The organism is Actinacidiphila epipremni, assembly GCF_012034175.1.
GTDB classification, from domain to species: domain Bacteria; phylum Actinomycetota; class Actinomycetes; order Streptomycetales; family Streptomycetaceae; genus Actinacidiphila; species Actinacidiphila epipremni.
The window spans coordinates 32,627-53,294 of record NZ_JAATEJ010000031.1; the positions used below are offsets into that span (position 1 = coordinate 32,627).

At 73.9% G+C, this 20,668-nt stretch carries 16 protein-coding genes; 13 read left to right on the forward strand and 3 right to left on the reverse strand.

Going from position 1 to position 20,668, the window contains the following annotated elements; translation table 11 throughout:
• The first annotated feature begins 150 nt into the window (after positions 1-150).
• Both HCN08_RS29645 and HCN08_RS29650 read left to right on the forward strand, forming a co-directional pair.
• A complete protein-coding gene (locus tag HCN08_RS29645; protein WP_167986377.1) occupies positions 151-903 on the forward strand; it encodes a response regulator transcription factor in 753 nt (250 codons plus the stop codon).
• Positions 904-927: 24 nt separating this feature from the next.
• A complete protein-coding gene (locus tag HCN08_RS29650) occupies positions 928-2,361 on the forward strand; it encodes a sensor histidine kinase (RefSeq protein ID WP_167986378.1) in 1,434 nt (477 codons plus the stop codon).
• A gap of 95 nt (positions 2,362-2,456) precedes the next feature.
• On the opposite strand, the gene HCN08_RS29655 is transcribed toward HCN08_RS29650, so the two are convergent.
• Positions 2,457-3,473 carry a TAXI family TRAP transporter solute-binding subunit gene (locus HCN08_RS29655; protein WP_167986379.1) on the reverse strand — a complete coding sequence of 339 codons (1,017 nt, stop codon included), beginning with the start codon at positions 3,471-3,473 and terminating at the stop codon, positions 2,457-2,459.
• A gap of 110 nt (positions 3,474-3,583) precedes the next feature.
• Here HCN08_RS29655 and miaB point away from each other — a divergent pair, with 110 nt between their 5' ends.
• Both miaB and HCN08_RS29665 read left to right on the forward strand, forming a co-directional pair.
• A complete protein-coding gene (gene miaB / locus HCN08_RS29660; protein ID WP_167986380.1) occupies positions 3,584-5,086 on the forward strand; it encodes a tRNA (N6-isopentenyl adenosine(37)-C2)-methylthiotransferase MiaB in 1,503 nt (500 codons plus the stop codon).
• 128 nt (positions 5,087-5,214) lie between these two features.
• On the forward strand, positions 5,215-5,958 hold the full coding sequence (locus HCN08_RS29665; RefSeq protein ID WP_167986381.1) for a class III extradiol dioxygenase subunit B-like domain-containing protein: 744 nt from the start codon (positions 5,215-5,217) through the stop codon (positions 5,956-5,958).
• 203 nt (positions 5,959-6,161) lie between these two features.
• Here HCN08_RS29665 and HCN08_RS29670 read toward each other — a convergent pair whose 3' ends face one another.
• Positions 6,162-6,380, reverse strand: a complete 219-nt coding sequence (locus tag HCN08_RS29670) for an antitoxin (RefSeq protein WP_322974770.1) — start codon at positions 6,378-6,380, stop codon at positions 6,162-6,164.
• A gap of 221 nt (positions 6,381-6,601) precedes the next feature.
• On the opposite strand from HCN08_RS29670, the gene miaA reads away from it, so the two are divergent.
• The 5 genes from miaA to hflX all read left to right on the forward strand — a co-directional run bounded on the left by miaA (position 6,602) and on the right by hflX (position 13,274).
• Positions 6,602-7,525: a tRNA (adenosine(37)-N6)-dimethylallyltransferase MiaA gene (gene miaA / locus HCN08_RS29675; RefSeq protein ID WP_167986383.1), complete on the forward strand. Its 924-nt coding sequence runs from the start codon at positions 6,602-6,604 to the stop codon at positions 7,523-7,525.
• 105 nt (positions 7,526-7,630) lie between these two features.
• Positions 7,631-8,182, forward strand: a complete 552-nt coding sequence (locus HCN08_RS29680; protein ID WP_167986384.1) for a hypothetical protein — start codon at positions 7,631-7,633, stop codon at positions 8,180-8,182.
• 45 nt (positions 8,183-8,227) lie between these two features.
• A complete protein-coding gene (gene dapF, locus HCN08_RS29685; protein WP_167986385.1) occupies positions 8,228-9,136 on the forward strand; it encodes a diaminopimelate epimerase in 909 nt (302 codons plus the stop codon).
• Positions 9,137-9,340: 204 nt separating this feature from the next.
• The gene (locus HCN08_RS29690) at positions 9,341-11,563 is read left to right on the forward strand and encodes a RelA/SpoT family protein (protein ID WP_167986386.1); all 2,223 of its coding nucleotides are present in this window, start codon (positions 9,341-9,343) and stop codon (positions 11,561-11,563) included.
• Positions 11,564-11,765: 202 nt separating this feature from the next.
• Entirely contained in the window at positions 11,766-13,274 is a 1,509-nt protein-coding gene (gene hflX / locus HCN08_RS29695) for a GTPase HflX (protein ID WP_167986387.1), read from the forward strand.
• Between the two features lie 69 nt (positions 13,275-13,343).
• Here the strand turns inward: hflX and HCN08_RS29700 are convergent, their stop codons facing one another.
• Positions 13,344-14,510 carry a trypsin-like serine peptidase gene (locus HCN08_RS29700; RefSeq protein ID WP_167986388.1) on the reverse strand — a complete coding sequence of 389 codons (1,167 nt, stop codon included), beginning with the start codon at positions 14,508-14,510 and terminating at the stop codon, positions 13,344-13,346.
• Between the two features lie 244 nt (positions 14,511-14,754).
• On the opposite strand from HCN08_RS29700, the gene HCN08_RS29705 reads away from it, so the two are divergent.
• From HCN08_RS29705 to HCN08_RS29720, 4 genes are read left to right on the forward strand one after another with little or no spacing between them, the layout of a single operon-like run.
• Complete coding sequence (locus tag HCN08_RS29705; protein WP_167986419.1) at positions 14,755-16,140, forward strand: diaminobutyrate--2-oxoglutarate transaminase family protein; 1,386 nt, start codon at positions 14,755-14,757, stop codon at positions 16,138-16,140.
• A gap of 55 nt (positions 16,141-16,195) precedes the next feature.
• Positions 16,196-18,055: an IucA/IucC family protein gene (locus HCN08_RS29710; RefSeq protein ID WP_167986389.1), complete on the forward strand. Its 1,860-nt coding sequence runs from the start codon at positions 16,196-16,198 to the stop codon at positions 18,053-18,055.
• Between the two features lie 39 nt (positions 18,056-18,094).
• Complete coding sequence (locus HCN08_RS29715) at positions 18,095-18,808, forward strand: GNAT family N-acetyltransferase (protein ID WP_167986390.1); 714 nt, start codon at positions 18,095-18,097, stop codon at positions 18,806-18,808.
• A gap of 48 nt (positions 18,809-18,856) precedes the next feature.
• The gene (locus HCN08_RS29720) at positions 18,857-20,620 is read left to right on the forward strand and encodes an IucA/IucC family protein (RefSeq protein WP_322974771.1); all 1,764 of its coding nucleotides are present in this window, start codon (positions 18,857-18,859) and stop codon (positions 20,618-20,620) included.
• Positions 20,621-20,668: the final 48 nt, after the last annotated feature.

Here is a 20,668-nt window from a genome sequence, read left to right on the forward strand (position 1 = left end):
GGCGCACCGGGGCACTGCCCGGGCACGCGCGGGCGCCGTGGGCGCGTACCGGCTCGGTAACGGTCGGCACCGCGAGCCGGTACCCCCTTGACGCACCCCCGGCGAATCGGAGTGGATTCCGTCACAGGAAACGGAAGGAGGAGCCACACGATGCGGCTGCTGCTGGTGGAGGACGACGACCGGGTTGCCGCGGCCGTCTCGGCGCTCCTCGGCAAGCACGGTTTCGACGTCAGGCACGCCCGCAGCGGCGAGGAGGCGATCCAGGCCCTGCTGCCCGACGGCGGCCCCGCCTTCGACTGCGTCCTGCTCGACCTCGGCCTGCCCGACCAGGACGGCTTCGAGGTGTGCAGCCGGATCCGGCGCAGGACGGCCACGCCGGTGATCATGGTCACCGCCCGGGCCGACGTCCGCTCCCGGATCCACGGCCTGAACCTGGGCGCCGACGACTACGTCGTCAAGCCGTACGACACCGGCGAGCTGCTCGCCCGCATCCATGCCGTCAGCCGCCGTCCACCGCTGCGCGCCCAGGACCCCGCTCCGCCCGAGTCCGGCACCGGCGGAGCCCCGGCGGGCGGGCAGGGCGACGTCGCGGCGGCGCAGCGCACCCGGCTGCAGCTCGGCCCGGTCGCCATCGAACTGGCGACCCGCCGGGTCACCGTGCACGGCGAGGCGGTTCTGCTGACCCGCAAGGAGTTCGACCTGCTGGCCCTGCTCGCCGGGCGGCCCGGAGTGGTCTTCCGCCGCGAGCAGATCATCAGCGAGGTGTGGCGGACGGCGTGGGAGGGTACGGGCCGCACCCTGGAGGTGCATGTGGCGTCCCTGCGGTCCAAGCTGCGCGTCCCCGCCATGATCGAGACGGTCCGCGGGGTGGGCTACCGCCTCGTCGTGCCGCCCGCCGGCTGACCCGCCCCCGCCCCGGTTCCGCCCGTGCGCACCCGACTCCTCCCGCTGCTCATCGTGCTGATGGCGGGCGTCCTGCTGGCCCTGGGCGTCCCGCTGGCCGTGAGCCAGGCCGCCGCCCAGCAGCAGCGCGTCGTCGTCGACCGCATCGACGACACCACGCGCTTCGCCTCGCTCGCGCAGTTCGTCACCTCGCGGGACGAGGAGGAGCAGTCCCTCGTGGACAGCGTGGACGACGAACGGCTGCACACATTGCGCACGGAACTGGCCCGCTACCAGCAGCTCTACCGCATCAGCGCGGGTGTCTTCTACCGCGACAGCACCGCCATGGCCGAGGCGCCGCAGAACTGGCAGCTCCCCGCAGAGGGAGAGCTCTACGACGCCTACGAGTCCGCGCTGCTGGGCCGGCGCGCCCACGACCCGGCGCAGGTGTGGCCCTGGCAGCATCGCAGGCTCGCCATCGCCTCGCCCATTGTGCGGGACGGCGACGTCGTGGCGGTCGTCGTCACCGACTCGCCCACCGGCGCACTGCGCTCGCGCATCCTGCACGGCTGGATGCTGCTGGCGGCCGGCGAACTCGCGGCAATGGTCATCGCCGTGCTGTGCGCGGTACGGCTCACCGGATGGGTGCTGCTCCCGGTCGCCAAGCTCGACCGCGTCACCCATGACATCGCCACCGGCCGCATGAAGTCCCGGGTCGGGGCGGCCGGCGGGCCGCCCGAACTGCGCCGGCTCATGCGCTCCTTCAACGAGATGGCCGACAACGTCGAAGCCGTGCTGGAGCAGCAGCGGGCCTTCGTCGCCGACGCCTCCCACCAATTGCGCAACCCGCTGTCCGCGCTGCTGCTGCGCATCGAGCTGCTCGGCCTGGAGCTGCCCGAGGGCCACACCGAGGCCGAGTCGGTCAAGGAGGAAGGGCACCGGCTCGCCCAGGTGCTGGACGATCTGCTGGGTCTCGCGGTCGCGGAGAGCTCCGGGGGCCACCTGGACATCATCGACGTCGCCGAGATGGCCCGTACGCGGACCACGGCCTGGCGTCCGGTCGCCGACCGGGCCGACGTCGACCTGGAGTTCACCGCGCCGCTCGACGGCGCCCCGGTGACCGGCTGGGCGGATTCCGTGGCCCTTTCCAGCGCCCTGGACGCGGTGCTGGACAACGCGATCAAGTTCACCCCGGCGGGAGCCGCGGTCACGGTCGCCGTGCGGGCCGAGGACGACAGCGTGGCCCTCGTGGTCGCCGACGGCGGCCCCGGGCTCGGCGACGAGGAACTGGCCAGGATCGGCGACCGGTTCTGGCGCAGCGCCCGGCACCAGAACGTCCAGGGCTCCGGCCTCGGGCTGTCGATCGCCCGGGCGCTGCTGCGGCAGGGCGGCGGCGCCATCACGTACGACCACCACCACCCGTCCGGGCTGGAAGTGACCCTCAGCGTGCCGCGTACGGCGCCCGTACCGGCCCTCTGACGGCTCCGCCGCCCGTTCCCGGGCAGGCCCGGCCGCGGGGCCCTCAGACGGCGTTCCACGGCGTCAGGGCGCCGGGAAGCCGGGGCGTCGAGGTGTCAGGGTTTCACCGAGCGGTAGTAGCGCACCGCGCCCTTGTGCAGCGGCAGCGGATCGGTGAAGACGGCCGTGCGCAGGTCCACCAGCTGCGCCGCGTGCACGACGGTGCCGATCGCGTCCCGGCTGTCGATGACCGCGCGGGTCAGCCGCTCGACCATCCCGGCGTCGGCGCGGTCGGTCGTGATCAGCAGGTTGGCGACCGCCACGGTGGCGACCGGCTTGCCGCCCTGTGCCGCGGGATAGGCGTCGGCCGGCATCACGGCCTGCCGGTAGTAGGCCATGTCCGGGCCCATCGCGTGCAGCGGTGCCACGAGGTCGCCGAGCTGCACCAGTTTGATCCGTGCCACCGGCGTCGCCATGGCCGCCACCGCCGCGGTCGGCAGTCCGCCGGACCAGAAGAACGCGTCGAGCCGGCCGTCCAGCAGCATCGCGGGCGCCTGGTCGATGCCGACCGGCTCCGCGGTGACGTCCTTGTTCATGTCCATGCCCGCCGCCGTGAACAGCCGGCGGGTGATGAGGTTGACGCCCGAGTCGGCCTGCCCCACGCCGACCGTCATGCCGCGCAGGTCGCGGATGGAGCGCACGGGCGAGTCGGCCGGGACGACCAGCTGCATGTAGTCGTCGTAGAGCCGGGCGATCGCCCGCAGCCGCGATTTGCCGGGCCCGTCGTAACTGGCCACGGCGTCGGCCGCGGCGATCGTGAAGTCCGAGCGCCCCGACGCCACCCGCTTGATGTTGTCGACGGACCCCTCGGTGTGCTCCAGCGTCACCCGCACCCCGGGCAGCGCGGTCCGCAGATCGCCCTGCAGCAGCATCCCGTACTTCTCGTAGACCCCGTTGGCGACACCCGTGGCAAAGGACAGCGGCTGACGCGGGTACGCCGGCCCGCCGGAGGGCAGCAGCCACCACACCAGCAGCGCCAGCGCCACGGCGGCGGCCAGCGCGCCCTGCACCGCCCGCCGCAGCCGGGCGCCGCGGCCCTGCGGCCACAGCAGCCGGAGACGGGGAAGGTCCATGGCCCGGGATCCTGCCAGGCCGCGCGAGCACGGGGAAGGGCCGAAGGCGATGCCTGTACCCGAAGGCGGAGGCGGCGAAGCGGGGAGAGCACGTAGTCTGGGTCATTGTTATGAGCGCGCGTACTTACGAAGTCCGCACCTATGGGTGCCAGATGAACGTCCACGACTCCGAGCGCCTTTCCGGGCTGCTGGAGGACGCCGGCTATGTCCGGGCCCCGGAGGGCTCGGACGGCGCGGACGTCGTCGTGTTCAACACCTGCGCGGTGCGGGAGAACGCCGACAACCGGCTCTACGGCAACCTCGGCCGGCTCGCCCCGCAGAAGGCCGCGCGGCCGGGCATGCAGATCGCGGTGGGCGGCTGCCTGGCGCAGAAGGACCGCGACACCATCGTCAAGCGCGCACCCTGGGTCGACGTGGTCTTCGGCACCCACAACATCGGCAAATTGCCGGTGCTTCTGGAGCGGGCCAGGATCGCCGACGAGGCACAGGTGGAGATCGCCGAGGCGCTGGAGACGTTCCCCTCGACACTGCCCTCGCGCCGCGAGTCCGCCTACGCGGCATGGGTGTCGGTATCCGTCGGCTGCAACAACACCTGCACCTTCTGCATCGTGCCGGCGCTGCGCGGCAAGGAGAAGGACCGCCGGCCGGGCGACGTGCTCGCCGAGGTCGAGGCGCTGGTCGCCGAGGGCGTCATCGAGATCACCCTGCTCGGGCAGAACGTCAACGCCTACGGCTCGGACATAGGCGACCGCGAGGCCTTCGGCAAACTGCTGCGCGCCACCGGCACGGTCGAGGGCCTGGAGCGGATCCGCTTCACCTCACCGCACCCGCGCGACTTCACCGACGACGTGATCGCCGCCATGGCCGAGACGCCCAACGTGATGCACCAGCTGCACATGCCGCTGCAGTCCGGTTCCGACCGCGTGCTGCGGGCGATGCGCCGCTCGTACCGGCAGGACCGCTACCTCGGCATCATCGAGAAGGTGCGCGCCGCGATGCCGGACGCCGCCCTCACCACCGACATCATCGTGGGCTTCCCCGGCGAGACCGAGGAGGACTTCGAGCAGACGCTGCACGTGGTGCGCGAGGCGCGCTTCGCGCAGGCCTTCACCTTCCAGTACAGCAAGCGGCCCGGCACCCCCGCCGCCGACATGGAAGGCCAGATCCCCAAGGCGGTCGTCCAGGAGCGCTACGAGCGGCTGGTCGCGCTCCAGGAGGAGATCTCCTGGGCGGAGAACAAGAAGCAGGTCGGCCGCACCCTGGAAGTGCTCGTGGCCGAGGGCGAGGGCCGCAAGGACGACGCCACCCGCCGCCTGTCCGGACGGGCCCCCGACAACCGGCTGGTCCACTTCGAGCGCCCCGAGGGCGATCAGCCCCGGCCCGGCGACATGGTGACCGTCGAGGTGACCTACGCGGCCCCGCACCACCTGCTTGCCGAGAGCCCGGCCCGCTCCGTGCGGCGCACGCGCGCCGGCGACGCGTGGGAGCGGCGCACGACGGCCGCCGCCGCGCCGCAGCCGGCCGGCGTGATGCTGGGCATGCCGGCGGTCGGGGCGCCGGCCGCGGCTCCCGGCGGGCCGGGCGCGGCGGGGGACGGCTGCTCCGTCTGCTGACGCGGGGCCGGTTTCCGCGAGGGCGGCGGGAGCGGTCCGCGGCCCGCCTGCCACGGACGGCTCCTCCGGGTGTTTGGTGACGGCGCTGTCGGGCGCCGGTGTCACACCCCGGCGGTAGGGTGTCGATCATGCTGGTCGCCGCCGCAGTCTGCCCGTGCCCGCCACTCCTGGTCCCCGACGTGGCGGCGGGCGCCGCGCCCGAGCTGGACGTGCTGCGGGCGGCCTGCGCCGACGCGGTCGGCCTGCTGGCCGCCTCCCGGCCCGACGTGCTGGTGGCGGTGGGCCCGGCCGAGCATTCGGGGCGCGGCGTCTTCCCCGCCGGCACGCCCGGCAGCTTCCGGCCGTTCGGCGTCGCCCTGGACGTACGGCTCGGCAGGGCGCCCGAGGAGGGCGAGGGGGCGGCTGAGGGGCCCGCAGCCGCCGGTGGGCCGGTACGCGCCCTGCCGCCGTCGCTGGCGGTGGCGGCGTGGCTGCTGCGCGGCTGGAACGGCGGGCCGGTGACGGGGCTCGGTGTGGGGGAACGCCTGGAGCCGGAGCGCTGCACCGCCGAGGGGCGGACCCTGGCCGCGTCGGCGTCGCGGGTCGCCATGCTCGTGATGGGCGACGGCAGCGCCTCGCGGACGGTGAAGGCCCCCGGCTATCTCGACGAGCGCGCGGTCGGCTTCGACGCGTCCGTCGCGGCGGCCCTGGCGGCGGCGGACACCGAGGCCCTGGCGCGTCTGGACCAGGAACTCGCCGGAGAGCTGGGGGCTGCCGGGCGGGCGCCCTGGCAGCTGCTGGCGGGCGCGGCGGCAGGCGCGGGCCTGACCGGCGAGCTGCTCTACGACGCCGCGCCCTACGGCGTGGGATATTTCGTGGCCACCTGGACCTGAGCGCCGCCTGGGCCTGAGCGTCGGCCCGCGCCGGACGCGCCTCGCCCATGAGCCTCACCGCACGTGGCGGCCCGCACCCGTACCGGCGCGTGGACAAGCCGCGGAAGGTGGAATTCCGCGGCCGTCCGGTCCTTCTCGCCGTCCTTGCGCCGTCAACAGGCCAGGACGGCGCCCGCCCGGGTCGAGGCGGGGGAGCGCGGGTGTCAGGTCTGTCCGCCGCCGCCCTTGTCGCCGAGGTTGCGCGCGGCGTCCTTCGCCTTCTGCGTACCGGTTTTGATCTTGTCCGAGTACTTCCCGCCGGTCTTCGAGTCGGCGGTCTGCGCCGCCTTGTCGATGCCGGACTCGACCTTGTCGCCGTGCTGCTGCGCGTAGTCGCCGGCCTTGCTCCTGGCCATGCCGAGCTTGTCCTTGATCGTGTCCATGAAGCCCATCTGGCACCTTCCCTCGAAGATGACGCGATCGGGGGCGACGCTGTGCGCCGCGCTGTGACACCAGCCCCTAGGAGCAGGCAAAGCGTCACAAAACACCCTTTCCGTCTTCCGACGATACTCGCGCGACGGCGAACGCGCGCCACCGCGGGCGAGGGGCCGTACGCCACCGGGCCGGGGGCCGAGGGGTCGGAGATCTTTGGGAGACTTGCGGTGTGAAGAACCGTGTGATCGCCGTCGTCGGACCGACCGCGGCCGGGAAGTCCGACCTCGGCGTCGCGTTGGCCAGGGCGCTGGGCGGCGAGGTGATCAACGCCGACTCGATGCAGCTCTACCGCGGCATGGACATCGGCACCGCCAAGCTCACCCCGGACGAGCGGCAGGGCGTCCCGCACCATCTGCTGGACATCTGGGACGTCACGCAGGCCGCCAACGTCGCGGACTACCAGCGGCTCGCCCGCGCCGAGATCGACCGCCTGCACGCCGCGGGGCGGGTCCCGGTGCTCGTCGGCGGCTCCGGGCTGTACGTGCGCGCCGCGATCGACCCGCTGGAGTTCCCCGGCACCGACCCGGCCGTACGCGCCCGGCTGGAGGCCGAACTGGAACTGCGCGGCCCCGGCGCGCTGCACGCCCGGCTGGCCGCCCTCGATCCGGCCGCGGCGCAGCTCATCCTCCCCAGCAACGGCCGGCGGATCGTCCGCGCCCTGGAGGTCGTGGAGATCACCGGGCGGCCCTTCACCGCGAGCCTCCCCGAGTCCGGCGCGGCCGAGTCCGTCTACGACACCGTGCAGATCGGGGTAGACGTGCCGCGCCCAGTGCTCGACGAGCGCATCGTGCGGCGCGTGGACCGTATGTGGGCCGCGGGACTGGTGGACGAGGTGCGCGCACTGGAGGCCGCCGGGCTGCGCGAAGGCCGTACGGCCTCCCGGGCCCTCGGCTACCAGCAGGTGCTGGCCTCCTTCGCCGGCGCGTGCACGGACGAGGAGGCGCGGGCGGAGACCGCCAGGGCCACCCGGCGCTTCGCGCGGCGCCAGGACTCGTGGTTCCGCCGGGACGGCCGTGTGCACTGGCTCACGGCGCAGGGAGCGGAACTGACGGGCCGTGCGCTGACGTTGCTCGAAGAAGCGGTCACAGCCTGATCACGTGATGGCATCGGGACGCTCCGGCGCCCCGGAGCGGCCCTGCGACCGTGCCATCATCAAGCATCCAGCTACGGTCTCGGAGACTTGGGAGGGCGCGTGGCGATGGCACTCGGCCCACGCGACACCCCCCAGGGGCGCGACTCGGCGGCGGACTCGTATGAGTCACACGCGTCACACGACGCGCAGGAATCGCGTGACGTCTCGGCGGACGGCCCGCAGCCGCGCGACGAACCCCCTCTCGTGGACTCGCTCGGCGACCCCGTCGACCTGCTCGACCCGCTGGCGGCGATCGACGCGGTCCTGCCCCTGGAAGGCGCCCAGTCCTTCCGGGAGCTGCGCCCGCAGCGGCGGCTGCGCGCCTGGCAGCTCGCGCCGATCATCGCCCTGGCGGTGGGCGGCTCGCTGATGTTCGCCTTCCCGCTCGCCTTCGAGTCCGGCGACGCCGGCCCCGTCGTCGCGATGCTCGGGCTGCTGCTGTGCTGCTGCTCCGCCGGATGGGGCCTGATGGCCGCCCGCCGCGTCGGCTACACCTGGCCGGGGCTGCCGGCCCGCGGCTCCGGCGGCCGGACCGACTGGCGCTTCGTGGCCGGCTACACCGTCGTGATCGCCCTGTTCGCCGTCCTGGCCGTCTGGCGCGTCGCCCGGCTGCGCTGACCGCCTGCCGCCGCCCCACCGCGGTGGGCCGCGTACGATCAAGGGGTGACTGACGCGCACCACGGCACCGCCCCGACCGTCTTCCTCAAGGGCCACGGGACCGAGAACGACTTCGTGATCATCCCCGACCCGGACGGTCGGCTGGACCTGTCCGCGGCCCAGGCGGCCCGGCTGTGCGACCGGCGCGCCGGGATCGGCGGCGACGGACTGCTGCGGGTCGTGAGATCGGCCGCCCACCCCGAGGCCGCGGCGCTCGCCGACCGCGCCGAGTGGTTCATGGACTACCGCAACAGCGACGGCAGCATCGCCGAGATGTGCGGCAACGGAGTCCGCGTCTTCGCCCGCTACCTCCAGCGGGCCGGCCTCGCCGGCGCCGGCGACCTCGCCGTCGCGACCCGCGCGGGCATCCGCGAGGTCCACATCGCCAAGGACGGCCACGACGGCACCGGCGGGGAGATCACCGTCGACATGGGCCCCGCGACCCTGCCCGGAGGCGACGTCACCGTCATCGTCGGAGCGCGCACCTGGCCCGCGGTGAACGTCAACATGGGCAACCCGCATGCCGTGGCCTTCGTCGACGACCTCGACGACGCGGGCGCCCTCCTGCGGGCCCCGGGCGTCGCGCCCGCCGAGACCTACCCCACCGGCACCAACGTCGAGTTCGTCGTCGACCGGGGACCCCGCCACGTGGCCATGCGCGTCCACGAGCGCGGCTCGGGGGAGACCCGCTCGTGCGGCACCGGCGCCTGCGCCGTCATGGTCGCGGCGGCCCGCCGTGACGGCCTCGACCCGGCGCGCACCGGCCACCCCGTCACCTACACCGTCGACCTGCCGGGCGGCCGGCTGGTGGTCACCGAGCGCACCGACGGGCGGATCGAGATGACCGGACCCGCCGTCATCGTCGCCGAGGGAGTCATCGAACCCGCCCTGCTGGGCGCCGAGCCCGCGCCCTGACACCCGCGCGGCCCGCCCGCCATTGTCGCCACCACCGCCCATTCCGCCAGGAATCCCCGTACACCATCCCTCGAACGGGTGATGGGGATCACTCTCGGCGAGAGCGCGACGGCCGCACGTGGTGGGCTCGATAGCATCAATCACCGGCGCGGCCCCGAGTCGTGCGAGGGCTTCCGCGGCCGGTCCACGCTGCCGGAGGTGTCGATGAGCGCAGACAACGCGACGGACGCCGGGCGCGTCGCCGAAGCCCGGCGGCGCGGTCTGCTCCGTATCGATCTGCGCCGGCTCGGCCGCGCCGCACTGCTCGGCCCGGGCACCCGGGACCGGCTGCCCGGCGCCATCGAACACCTCATCAAGGTCCACCGCGCCCGACATCCGCACAGCGGCCCCGAGGCGATCGAGACCCTCCGCAGGGCCTACGTCCTCGCCGAGTCCTCGCACCGCGGCCAGACCCGCAAGAGCGGCGAGCCGTACATCACCCACCCCCTCGCGGTCACGCTGATCCTGGCCGAACTCGGCGCCGAGACCACGACCCTGACGGCGTCCCTGCTGCACGACACCGTCGAGGACACCGAGGTGACGCTGGACCAGGTCCGCGAGGAGTTCGGCGCTGAGGTCACCTACCTCGTCGACGGCGTCACCAAGCTGGAGAAGGTCGACTACGGCGCCGCCGCGGAGCCCGAGACCTTCCGCAAGATGCTCGTCGCCACCGGCAGCGACGTGCGCGTCATGGCCATCAAGCTCGCCGACCGCCTGCACAATGTCCGCACGCTCGGCGTGATGCGGCCCGACAAGCAGGCCAGGATCGCCCGTGTCACCCGCGACGTGCTCATCCCGCTCGCCGAGCGGCTGGGCGTGCAGGCGCTGAAGACCGAGCTGGAGGACCGGGTCTTCGCGATCCTCCACCCGGCCGAATACGCCCGCACCCAGGCCATGATCGCGGCCAACGCCGAGCGGCCCGACCTGCTCGCCTCCATCGCCGAGGACCTGCGCGCGGTGCTGCGCGAGGCCGACATCCCGGCCGAGGTCGCGATCCGCCCGCGGCACGCGGTCTCCCTGCACCGCCTGCTGCTCAAGCGCGGCGGGACGGAACTGGGCAGCGGCGACTTCGGGCGGCTGCTGGTGCTGGTCGGAGAGGACGCCGACTGCTACGCGGTCCTCGGCGAACTCCACACCTGCTTCACGCCGGTGATCGCGGAGTTCAAGGACTTCATCGCCGCGCCCAAGTTCAACCTCTACCAGTCGCTGCACACCGCCATCGCCGACGCGCAGGGCCGCATCGCCGAAGTCCTCGTCCGCACCCGGCAGATGCACCGGATCGCCGAGGCCGGGGTGATCGCCCTCGGCCATCGGCACGCCGCCGCCCAGCGCCTGCGCTCCTCCGCCGGCGGCCCCCCGCCGGTCCCGGGAGCCGCCGCGCGCACCGCCGCGCACCCCTCGGCCAGCGGATCCCGGTCCGCCGCCGAGGCGTGGGGCACGGTGGACCCGAGCCGGCCGGGCTGGCTCGCCCGGCTGCTGGAGTGGCAGCGCGACGCGCCCGACCCGGACATCTTCTGGACCGCGCTGCGCGACGACCTGGCCCAGGACCGCGAGATCACCGTCTTCACCGCGGACGGCGACGTCACCCGCCCGGTCCGGCTGCCCGCCGGTGCCAGCTGCGTGGACGCCGCCTACGCCGTGCACGGCGAGGACGGCCACCGATGTATCGGCGTACGCGTCAACGGCCGGCTGGCACCGCTGGGCACCCGGTTGCGCGACGGTGACAGCCTGCAACTGCTGCTGGACGCCGGCGCGGCACCGCGCCCCGGCGCGGACTGGCTGGAGCACGCCGCCACCCCCGCCGCCCGGATCGCGATCACCCGCTGGCTGGCCGGGCATCCGGCGCCGGCCGACGACGAGCAGCCCGCCGCGCTCCCTGCGCTCCGCCCCGCGAAACCGGAGGCGGAACCGCGCCCCGAGCAGCCCGTCGCCGTGACCGACCTGCCGGACGCCACCGTCCGCCTCGCCCGCTGCTGCACGCCCGTCCCGCCCGACGCGGTGACGGGCTTCGTCGTCCGCGGCGGCATCGTGACCGTCCACCGCGTCGAGTGCCCCACCACCGCCCGGATGACCGCGGCCGGCCGCAGGTCCGTCCCCGTGGGATGGCGGGACGGCGCGCAGGCCGGCGGCTACCGCGCCACCGTGCTCGCCGAGGCACTCAGCCGCCCCCGGCTGCTCGCCGACCTGACCGAGGCCATCGCCGCCGAGGGCGTCGGCATCGTCTCGGCGGCCGTGGAGCCGCCGCAGGAGCTGCGCGTACGCCACACGTACACGGTGGAACTGACCGACCCGCACGCCCTGGCCGGCCTCATGCGGGCCATGCGTGCGGTCCCGGGCGTCTACGACGTCTACCGGGCCCGTCCGGCGGTCGCCGCCGGCAGTGGCTGATGCGCTCCTTCTGGTCACGTTGAGTGGCTACCCGGTGACGGCGCCCCCGTACCCTCGCCGACGCCACCCGTACGAGTGGACTCAGGCCGCGCGCACCCGCCGGGAAACACACGTGACCGCGGCCGTTCGGCGTGCGACCATCGTAATGACGGCGCGTACACGCGCCGCCCACGAAACGGGATGAAACCTACCTAAGGATCTGATGACCTTCTCTGCCTCTTCCTCTGCCTCTTCCTCCTCGCCCGATCGCCAGCGCCACGCCGAGAGCCTTCGGGCCGACGCCCTGATGGAGGAGGACGTCGCCTGGAGCGAGCGCATCGACGGAGAGCGGGACGGCGACCAGCTCGACCGCGAGGACCGCGCGTCGCTGCGCCGGGTCGCCGGAATGTCCACCGAGCTGGAGGACGTCACCGAGGTCGAGTACCGGCAGCTCCGCCTGGAGCGCGTGGTACTCGTCGGGGTGTGGACCTCCGGCACCGCCGAGGACGCCGAGAACTCCCTCGCCGAGCTCGCGGCACTCGCCGAGACCGCCGGCGCGCTCGTCCTGGACGGTGTCGTCCAGCGCCGGGACAAGCCGGACCCGGCCACGTACATCGGCTCGGGCAAGGCGCAGGAGCTGCGCGACATCGTCGTCGACAGTGGCGCCGACACCGTGGTCTGCGACGGTGAGCTGAGCCCCGGCCAGCTCATCCACCTCGAGGACGTCGTCAAGGTGAAGGTCGTCGACCGCACCGCGCTGATCCTGGACATCTTCGCCCAGCACGCCAAGTCCCGCGAGGGCAAGGCGCAGGTCTCCCTGGCCCAGATGCAGTACATGCTGCCCAGGCTGCGCGGCTGGGGCCAGTCGCTGTCCCGGCAGATGGGTGGTGGCGGCTCCGGCTCGTCCGGCGGCGGCATGGCCACGCGTGGTCCCGGTGAGACCAAGATCGAGACCGACCGGCGGCGCATCCGCGAGAAGATGGCGAAGATGCGCCGGGAGATCGCGGAGATGAAGACCGGCCGCGACCTCAAGCGGCAGGAGCGCAAGCGGCACAAGGTGCCGTCGGTGGCCATCGCCGGCTACACCAACGCCGGCAAGTCCTCGCTGCTCAACCGCCTCACCGGTGCCGGCGTCCTGGTGGAGAACGCGCTGTTCGCCACCCTGGACCCGACCGTGCGCCGCGCCGAGACGCCCAGCGGGCGGCTCTACACCCTCGCCGACACCGTCGGGTTCGTGCGGCACCTGCCGCACCACCTGGTGGAGGCGTTCCGCTCCACGATGGAGGAGGTCGGCGACGCCGACCTGATCCTGCACGTGGTGGACGGCTCGCACCCGGCGCCCGAGGAGCAGCTGGCGGCGGTCCGCGAGGTCTTCCGCGACGTCGGCGCACTCGACGTGCCGGAGATCGTCGTGGTCAACAAGGCCGACGCGGCCGACCCGCTGGTGCTCCAGCGGCTGCTGCGCGAGGAGAAGCGGGCCATCGCGGTCTCGGCGCGCACCGGCCAGGGCATCGACGAGCTGCTGCAGCTGGTCGACGACGAACTGCCGCGCCCGGACGTCGAGGTGGAGGCCCTGGTGCCGTACACCCACGGCGGCCTGGTCTCGCGGGTCCACGCCGGCGGCGAGGTGCTCTCCGAGGAGCACACCGGCGACGGCACTCTGCTCAAGGTGCGGGTGCACGAGGAAATGGCCGCGGAGCTGGCCCCGTTCACCCTCGCCGCCCGGCACTGACCACGCGGCATATGGTGCAGGGCCCGCCACCATGTGGCGGGCCCTTCCGCGTGGGCGCGGCCTATTGCGTCAGCTGAACTTCTTCACCACCGCGTCGTAGACCTTCTCGGCGTCCGCGCCGAGCCGCGGTCCCGCCAGCCAGGTGGCCGTCACCGGGCCGATCGAGGTGTTGCTGACCAGCGCCGTCTTGCCGTCCGGACGGGTCGCGAACCATCCACCGCCCGACGATCCCGCCGTCATGGTGCAGCCGATGCGGTATTCGGTCGGCTGCCCGGCATCGAGCGAGAGCCGGCCCGGCTTGCCCGCGCAGTTGTACATCCGCTGCCCGTCGTACGGCGGCGCCGCGGGATATCCCCAGGCGTCCAGCGTGCCGACCTGCGCGGTCGCCGGCGCGTCGAACCACACCGGCATGGCGGAACCGACCGTCTCCTCCAGCGACTTGCCGCCCTTCTCCGGCGTCACATGCAGCACCGCGAAGTCGTACGGCGAGCCGCTGCCGCCCTCCTCCGCACCGGTGTCGATCCACTGCTGCGACGTACTCGCCCCGTCCGCCCAGAACACGCCGTAGGGAGCCAGCACGTCGCGCTCGGCCCCCTTGAGCGCCGCCGCGCTCTGCCCGGCGTCGTTGTACGCCGGCACGAACGCGATGTTGCGGTACCAGCCGCCTTCCGCGCCGGCGTGCACACAGTGGCCCGCCGTCCACACGAGGTTGGACTTGCCGGGATGTGCCGGGTCCTGGATCACCGTCGCCGAGCAGACCATCGACCCCTGGGGGCTGTCGAAGAAGAGCTTCCCGACGTCAGGGGCGCTCCGGTGGTACGGCGCCGCGACCCGCTGCGCAGTCACCGGCGGCGGTGCCGGGTCGGTCTGCCCCTGGTCGGCGGGGACGTCGGCGGGGACGTTCTTGTCCTCGGGGTCGGCGCCCCTCATGCGGTCGTCGTTCCACAGGCCGTCGATGACCGGGTTGACGAAATCCGCCGCCTTGCGCAGCCACTGCGACTTGTCCCAGTTCTTCCAGGCGCCCCGCTTGTACGCCTCTTCCCACTTCTTCAGGTCCGCGGCGCTGGTGGGCAGCGACGAGGGAAGGGAGAGGTCGAGCTTGGGCTTCGCCGTCACCGTGTGCGTGGACGCGGGCTTGCTGTCGCCCCCGCCGTCCGAGGAGTCGCACGCGCTCGCGGTGGCGACGAGCACCACGGCTGCCGCGACTGCCAGGAACGGCCGGCCTATCGATGACATGAACGTGAGCCCCCTGCGTGATCGGCGCGCCGGAAGGGCAGTTGCGCGTCCGGCACGCGCGGCGCGTGTCCGCACCGCCGCTGGGAGGGACGGCCGGCCGCCTGCGCGCGGTTCCGGCCGGAAAGATCTGTGCGCGGCCCGTGATCGGTCCGTCACCGCGTCGTTAATACCGGCAGGGGACGAGACGGCGAAGACCGGACTGCAGGCGACTCGGAGGAGACAGCACGTGGCGGCCATTTCCAGCATGCCGGGACAACTGGCGGCAGCGGCCGGCGACTTCACGGCGGCGGAGGGGATCCTGCGCAGACAGGCACAGCGGGAGTCGGCCGCCCGGACGTACGCGCGGGCGCTGCCCGTGGTGCCGGTCCGCGCCCGCGGCATGACCGTCGAGGGCGCCGACGGCCGCCGCTACCTGGACTGCCTGTCGGGCGCCGGCACACTCGCCCTCGGCCACAACCACCCGGTGGTCCTTGAGGCCATCAGGGGCGTCCTGGACTCCGGCGCGCCCCTGCACGTCCTCGACCTCGCGACGCCGGTCAAGGACGCTTTCACCACCGCCCTGTTCGAGACGCTGCCGCCGCAACTCGCCGAGCACGGCCGCATCCAGTTCTGCGGCCCGGCCGGGACCGATGCCGTCGAGGCGGCGATCAAGCTCGCCAGGACCGCCACCGGGCGCGCCGGGCTGCTGGCCTTCTCCGGCGCCTACCACGGCATGACGGCGGCGGCACTGGCCGCCACGGGCGACACCGCGGTCCGCGCCGCACTGCCGGGAGCGGACGCCCACGTCACCCGGCTGCCCTATCCGTACGACTACCGCTGCCCCTTCGGTGTCGGCGGGGACCGCGGCGCGGAGCTGTCCGCGCGATGGACCGCGCATGTGCTGGACGATCCCAAGGGCGGGGTGCAGCCGCCCGCGGCGATGCTGCTGGAGGCGGTGCAGGGGGAGGGCGGCGTCGTTCCCGCCCCCGACGGCTGGCTGCGCCGGATGCGGCAGATCACCGCCGAGCGGGACATCCCGCTGATCGTCGACGAGGTCCAGACCGGCGTGGGCAGGACCGGCACGTTCTGGGCCGTGGAACGCAGCGGGATCGTGCCCGACGTGATGGTCCTGTCCAAGGCCATCGGGGGCAGCCTGCCGCTCGCCGTCATCGTCTACCGCGAGGAACTCGACGGCTGGCTGCCCGGCGCCCACGCCGGGACCTTCCGCGGGAACCAGCTCGCGATGGCCGCGGGCGCCGCGACCCTCAGCTTCGTCCGCCGGCACGCGCTGCACGAGCGTGCCGAGACCGTCGGCGCCCGCATCCTCGGCCGGCTGCGCGGACTGGCGGCACACCACGCCTGCATCGGCGACGTACGGGGCCGCGGCCTGATGATCGGCGTGGAAATCGTCGACACCGGCGCCGAGCCCGACGACCACGGCGCCCTGCCCGCCGCACCCCACCTGGCCCGGCACATCCAGCGTGCGGCCCTCGACCGCGGCCTGATCGTCGAACTGGGCGGCAGGCACGGCAGCGTCGTCCGGCTGCTGCCCCCGCTGACCATCACCGACGAGCAGGCAGAAGCCGTCCTGGACCGCCTCGCCGGAGCCATCGAAGCCGCCCGCGCGACCGCCCCCGGCGCCGCCGCATGACGCCGAAGCCCGCCCCCCACCGCAGCCGCGCGGCAACGACCAGTGGAGCCCCCGCATGACCGCCCCCGCAGGAACCGCCCCCGTGCAGCCGCCGGAACCGGCCGCGGCATCGGCCCCGTCGCCGGCCACCGTGCCGCTGCCCCGCCCGCCGCTCCCCGACGAGGCGAGCACACCGCAGACCGGCCCCGACCCGCTGCACCACCCCGACGCCTACGCCGTCGCCGACGCAGCCGCCACGGACAACCTGCTGCGCTGCTGGGTACGCGAGCGGGCCGTGCCCCGGCCCGCCGACGCCACGCTGCGTATCGCGCTCCCTGCGAGCGGCACCGAGGCCCGCGCAGCCGTCCGCTACTGGTCCCCGACCGGCCACCACCGCTTCGCGCCCGCCCGGCTGACCCCCGCGGGCCCCGCGCTCACCGCCGTGGACCTGTCGGCACTGCTGGCCAGGGAAGGCGGCGGCGCGCCGGCGGAAGCCGCCGACCTCGTGGCGCGCGTCGCCGACTCCGTACGCCGCACCGCCGCCTTCGTCACCGAACGCCGCCGGGAACCCGGCGCGGCCGAGCCCGAACTGCCGTTCCTGGACTCCGAGCAGGCGCTGATCCTCGGCCACCCGATACACCCCGCCCCCAAGAGCCGCGACGGGCTGGCCGACGCCGAGACCGCCGCCTACTCACCGGAGACCCGCGGCTCCTTCCCGCTGCACTGGCTCGCGGTGGACCCCGCGGTCCTCGCCACGGACTCCGCCTGGACCGAGCGGGGCCGCCCCATCGGCGCCGCCGACCTCATCGGCTCCTTCGCCGGACCGCACCCGCACGCCGCGGACGGCGCGGCCCTGCTGCCGCTGCACCCCTGGCAGGCCCGGGACATCCTCCACCGGCCCGCCGTGCGGACCCTCTTCGACGCCGGCCTACTGCGCGACCTCGGCCCGTACGGCGAGCCCTGGCACCCCACCTCGTCGGTCCGCACCGTCTACCGGCCGGACACGCCCGCCATGCTGAAGCTGTCGCTCGGCGTGCGGATCACCAACTCCCGCCGTGAGAACCTGCGCAAGGAACTGCTGCGCGGCACCGAGGTCCACCGGCTGCTCCGCAGCGGCCTGGCCGCACAATGGCACGCCGCGCACCCCGGCTTCGACATCGTCCGCGACCCCGCGTGGCTCGCGGTGGACACGCCGGACGGCGAGCCGGTGCAGGGCCTCGACGTCGTACTGCGGCACAACCCGTTCGGCCCCGGCGACCGGGCGCACTGCGTCGCCGGGCTGACCTCGCCGCGCCCCTGGCCCACCGGCAGCGGGACGCCCGAACTGCGCTCGCGGCTGGCCCTGGTCGTCGCCGGCCTCGCCGCGCGCACCGGCCGGCCCGCGCCCGCCGTCGCCACCGAGTGGTTCCTGCGCTACCTCGACGCGGTCGTCCGGCCGCTGCTGTGGCTGGACGGCCAGGCGGGCATCGCGCTGGAGGCGCACCAGCAGAACACCCTGGTGCTGCTCGACGCCGACGGCTGGCCCCGCGGAGGCCGCTACCGCGACAACCAGGGCTACTACTACCGGGAGTCGCACCGGGCCGACCTCGAAGCACGGCTGCCCGGCATCGGAGCCGCCAGCGACACCTTCGTCGCCGACGACGTCGCCGACGAACGCTTCGCCTACTACGTCGGCATCAACAACGTCCTCGGCCTCGTCGGCGCCCTCGGCTCGCAGGGGCTGGCCGACGAGGCCGTGCTGATCGCCGCCTTCCGCCGCTTCCTCGCCGCGGCGGCCCCGGACACCGGCAGCAGCCTCCCGGAGCGGCTGCTGACCGCCACCGGGCTGCGCTGCAAGGCCAATCTGCTGACCCGGCTGCACGGCATGGACGAACTCGTCGGCCCGGTGGACACCCAGTCCGTCTACGTCACCGTGCCGAACCCGCTGGCCCCCTGACCGCACGAGCAGGCTCAGCCCCAGGAGAGGAGGAGCAGCGTGTCACCCGCGCACCCCGGCACCGAGGACACCCTGGACCTGGCACGCCCAGCGGTCACCGGCGCCCTCCTCGCCGCCCCCGTACCCCGCCCCCCGGCCCCCACCACCGGCTCCCCGCCGGCGGCCGGCCAGGGGCCCGCCAAGGCGCTCGTCGGCGCCGTCGAGGGCTGGCCGCCGGCGGGCACCCCGTTCGGCACCTTCCGGCTCGTCCCCGCCCACCCGGGGCGCGATCTCGCCCTCGTCGGCGGCTGGATGAACGACCCGGCCGTGGCCGCGTTCTGGGAGCTCGCCGGGGAGCCCGCGGTGACGGCCCGGCACATTGCCGCGCAGACCGGCGGCGACGGCCGCAGCGTCCCCTGCCTCGGTCTGCTGGACGGCACCCCGATGAGCTACTGGGAGGTCTACCGCGCCGACCTCGACCCGCTGGCCCGCGCCTATGCCGCCAGGCCGCAGGACACCGGTATCCACCTGCTGATCGGCGCCCGCGCCGACCGCGGTCGCGGCCTCGGCGCCGCGCTCATCGCGGCGGTCGCCGACATGGTCCTGGACAACCGTCCGGACTGCGCCCGCGTCGTCGCCGAACCGGACCTGCGCAACATCCCGTCCGTGGCGGCCTTCCTCACCGCCGGCTTCCGGCTCTCCGCGGAGATCGGGCTGCCCGGCAAGCGCGCCGCCCTCATGATCCGCGAGCGCGCACTGCGCCGCCTGCTGTGAACCACCGCCCCACCTTCCACCTGCACACCGGCCCCGCAGGAGTCCACCGTGATCACCACATCCCCGCCCTCCGACGCCGCCGCCTGGCAGCGAGCGGCCCGGCGACTGCTGGCCAAGATGCTCGCCGAATTCGCCTACGAGGAGGTGATCACCCCCGAGCCGGACCCCGCCTGCGGACCCGACGCCTACCGGCTGCGGCTCAGCGACACCCTCACGTACCGCTTCCACGCCCGCAGAGGCGCGTACGGCAGCTGGCAGGTGGACCCGGCGAGCATCAGACCGAGCGGCGACCCGCTGCACTTCCTCAGCCACGCCCATGACGCCGTCCTCGGCCTCGACGGCGACACCACCGGGCACCTGATGCGGGAGATCCTCACCACCTTGCGGGCCGACCTGCGGCTGGACGCCGCCGCGCCGCCCGTCGCGGACCTCGCCGACCTCGACTACGCCGAGGTCGAGGGGCACCAGACCGGGCACCCCTGGCTCGTCGCCAACAAGGGGCGTATCGGGTTCTCCGACGCCGACGCCGCCCGCTGGGCCCCGGAAGCCCGCAGGCAGCACCGGCTGCCGTGGATCGCCGTGCACAACAGCCTGGCCCGATACCGCGGTGTCGCCACCCTCGCCACCCCCGACCTGCTCTACGCGGACGAGCTGCCGCCCGCCACCCTCGACGCCTTCCACCACGCCATCGCCGACCGGGGCCGCAACCCCGCCGACCACCTGCTGCTGCCGGTGCACCCCTGGCAGTGGGAGAACGTCGTGCTGCCGCTCTTCGCGCCGTCCATCGCCGACGGATCCGTCATGCACCTCGGCACCGACAACGACCTCAGGCTGCCGCAGCAGTCCATCAGGACCTTTCTCAACGCCAGCCATCCGCAGCGCCGTACGGTGAAACTGCCGCTGTCGGTGCTCAACACCCTCGTCTGGCGCGGACTGCCCACCGAGCGCACCCTGGCCGCGCCCGCCGTCACCGCGTGGGTCGACGGGCTCCGTGCGGGCGATTCGTTTCTGCGGGACGAGACCAGGGTCATCCTGCTCGGCGAGGTCGCCTCCGTGACCGTCGCCCACCCGCAGTTCGACCGGCTGCCGACCGTGCCGTACCAGTACCGCGAACTGCTCGGCTGCATCTGGCGCGAGCCGCTGGGGCCGTACCTGGAACCCGGCGAGCGCGCCCGCACCCTCGCCGCCCTGCTGTACACCGATCCCGACGGCCGGGCGTTCGCCGCCGAACTGGTCGCCCGCTCGGGGCTCGCCCCCGACGCCTGGCTGCGGCACCTGTTCGCCGCGCTGCTGCCGCCGCTGCTGCACTTCCTCTACCGCTACGGGACGGTCTTCTCGCCGCACGGCGAGAACGCCATCGTCGTCTTCGACGACCACGACATCCCCGTGCGGCTGGCGGTCAAGGACTTCGTCGACGACGTCAACGTCAGCGCGGAACCGCTTCCCGAGCACGCCACCATGCCCGGCGACGTCAGGTCGGTCCTGCTCACCGAGGAGCCGGCCTTTCTCACCCAGTTCATCCACTCGGGCCTCTTCGTGGGCGTACTGCGCTTCCTCGCGCCGCTGTGCGAGGAGCAGCTCGGGGTGCCCGAGGCCGAGTTCTGGCAGTTGGTGCGGGCGGAGATCCTGCGCCACCACGAGCGCTTCCCCGAGCTCAAGGAACGATTCGCCACCTTCGACCTGCTGACCGAGCGCATCGACCGCCTGTGCCTCAACCGCAACAGGCTGCACACGAACGGCTACCGCGACCGCCCGCAGCGCCCGCACGCCGCCGTCCACGGTACCGTCCCCAACCCGCTGCACGCCCTCTGAGGTCGCGCCGCGCCGCCGCGGCCCAGCGGATACGATCGCGGCACCGGA

What these genes read in the sequence shown, in the direction of transcription:
- HCN08_RS29680 (WP_167986384.1), top strand. Translation starts at nt 7,631, where the DNA reads ATGGCACTCGGCCCACGCGACACCCCCCAGGGGCGCGACTCGGCGGCG.
- miaB (WP_167986380.1), top strand. Translation starts at nt 3,584, where the DNA reads ATGAGCGCGCGTACTTACGAAGTCCGCACCTATGGGTGCCAGATGAAC.
- HCN08_RS29705 (WP_167986419.1), top strand. Translation starts at nt 14,755, where the DNA reads ATGCCGGGACAACTGGCGGCAGCGGCCGGCGACTTCACGGCGGCGGAG.
- HCN08_RS29690 (WP_167986386.1), top strand. Translation starts at nt 9,341, where the DNA reads ATGAGCGCAGACAACGCGACGGACGCCGGGCGCGTCGCCGAAGCCCGG.
- hflX (WP_167986387.1), top strand. Translation starts at nt 11,766, where the DNA reads ATGACCTTCTCTGCCTCTTCCTCTGCCTCTTCCTCCTCGCCCGATCGC.
- HCN08_RS29645 (WP_167986377.1), top strand. Translation starts at nt 151, where the DNA reads ATGCGGCTGCTGCTGGTGGAGGACGACGACCGGGTTGCCGCGGCCGTC.
- HCN08_RS29665 (WP_167986381.1), top strand. Translation starts at nt 5,215, where the DNA reads ATGCTGGTCGCCGCCGCAGTCTGCCCGTGCCCGCCACTCCTGGTCCCC.
- HCN08_RS29655 (WP_167986379.1), bottom strand. Translation starts at nt 3,473, where the DNA reads ATGGACCTTCCCCGTCTCCGGCTGCTGTGGCCGCAGGGCCGCGGCGCC.
- HCN08_RS29710 (WP_167986389.1), top strand. Translation starts at nt 16,196, where the DNA reads ATGACCGCCCCCGCAGGAACCGCCCCCGTGCAGCCGCCGGAACCGGCC.
- HCN08_RS29670 (WP_322974770.1), bottom strand. Translation starts at nt 6,380, where the DNA reads ATGGACACGATCAAGGACAAGCTCGGCATGGCCAGGAGCAAGGCCGGC.
- HCN08_RS29700 (WP_167986388.1), bottom strand. Translation starts at nt 14,510, where the DNA reads ATGTCATCGATAGGCCGGCCGTTCCTGGCAGTCGCGGCAGCCGTGGTG.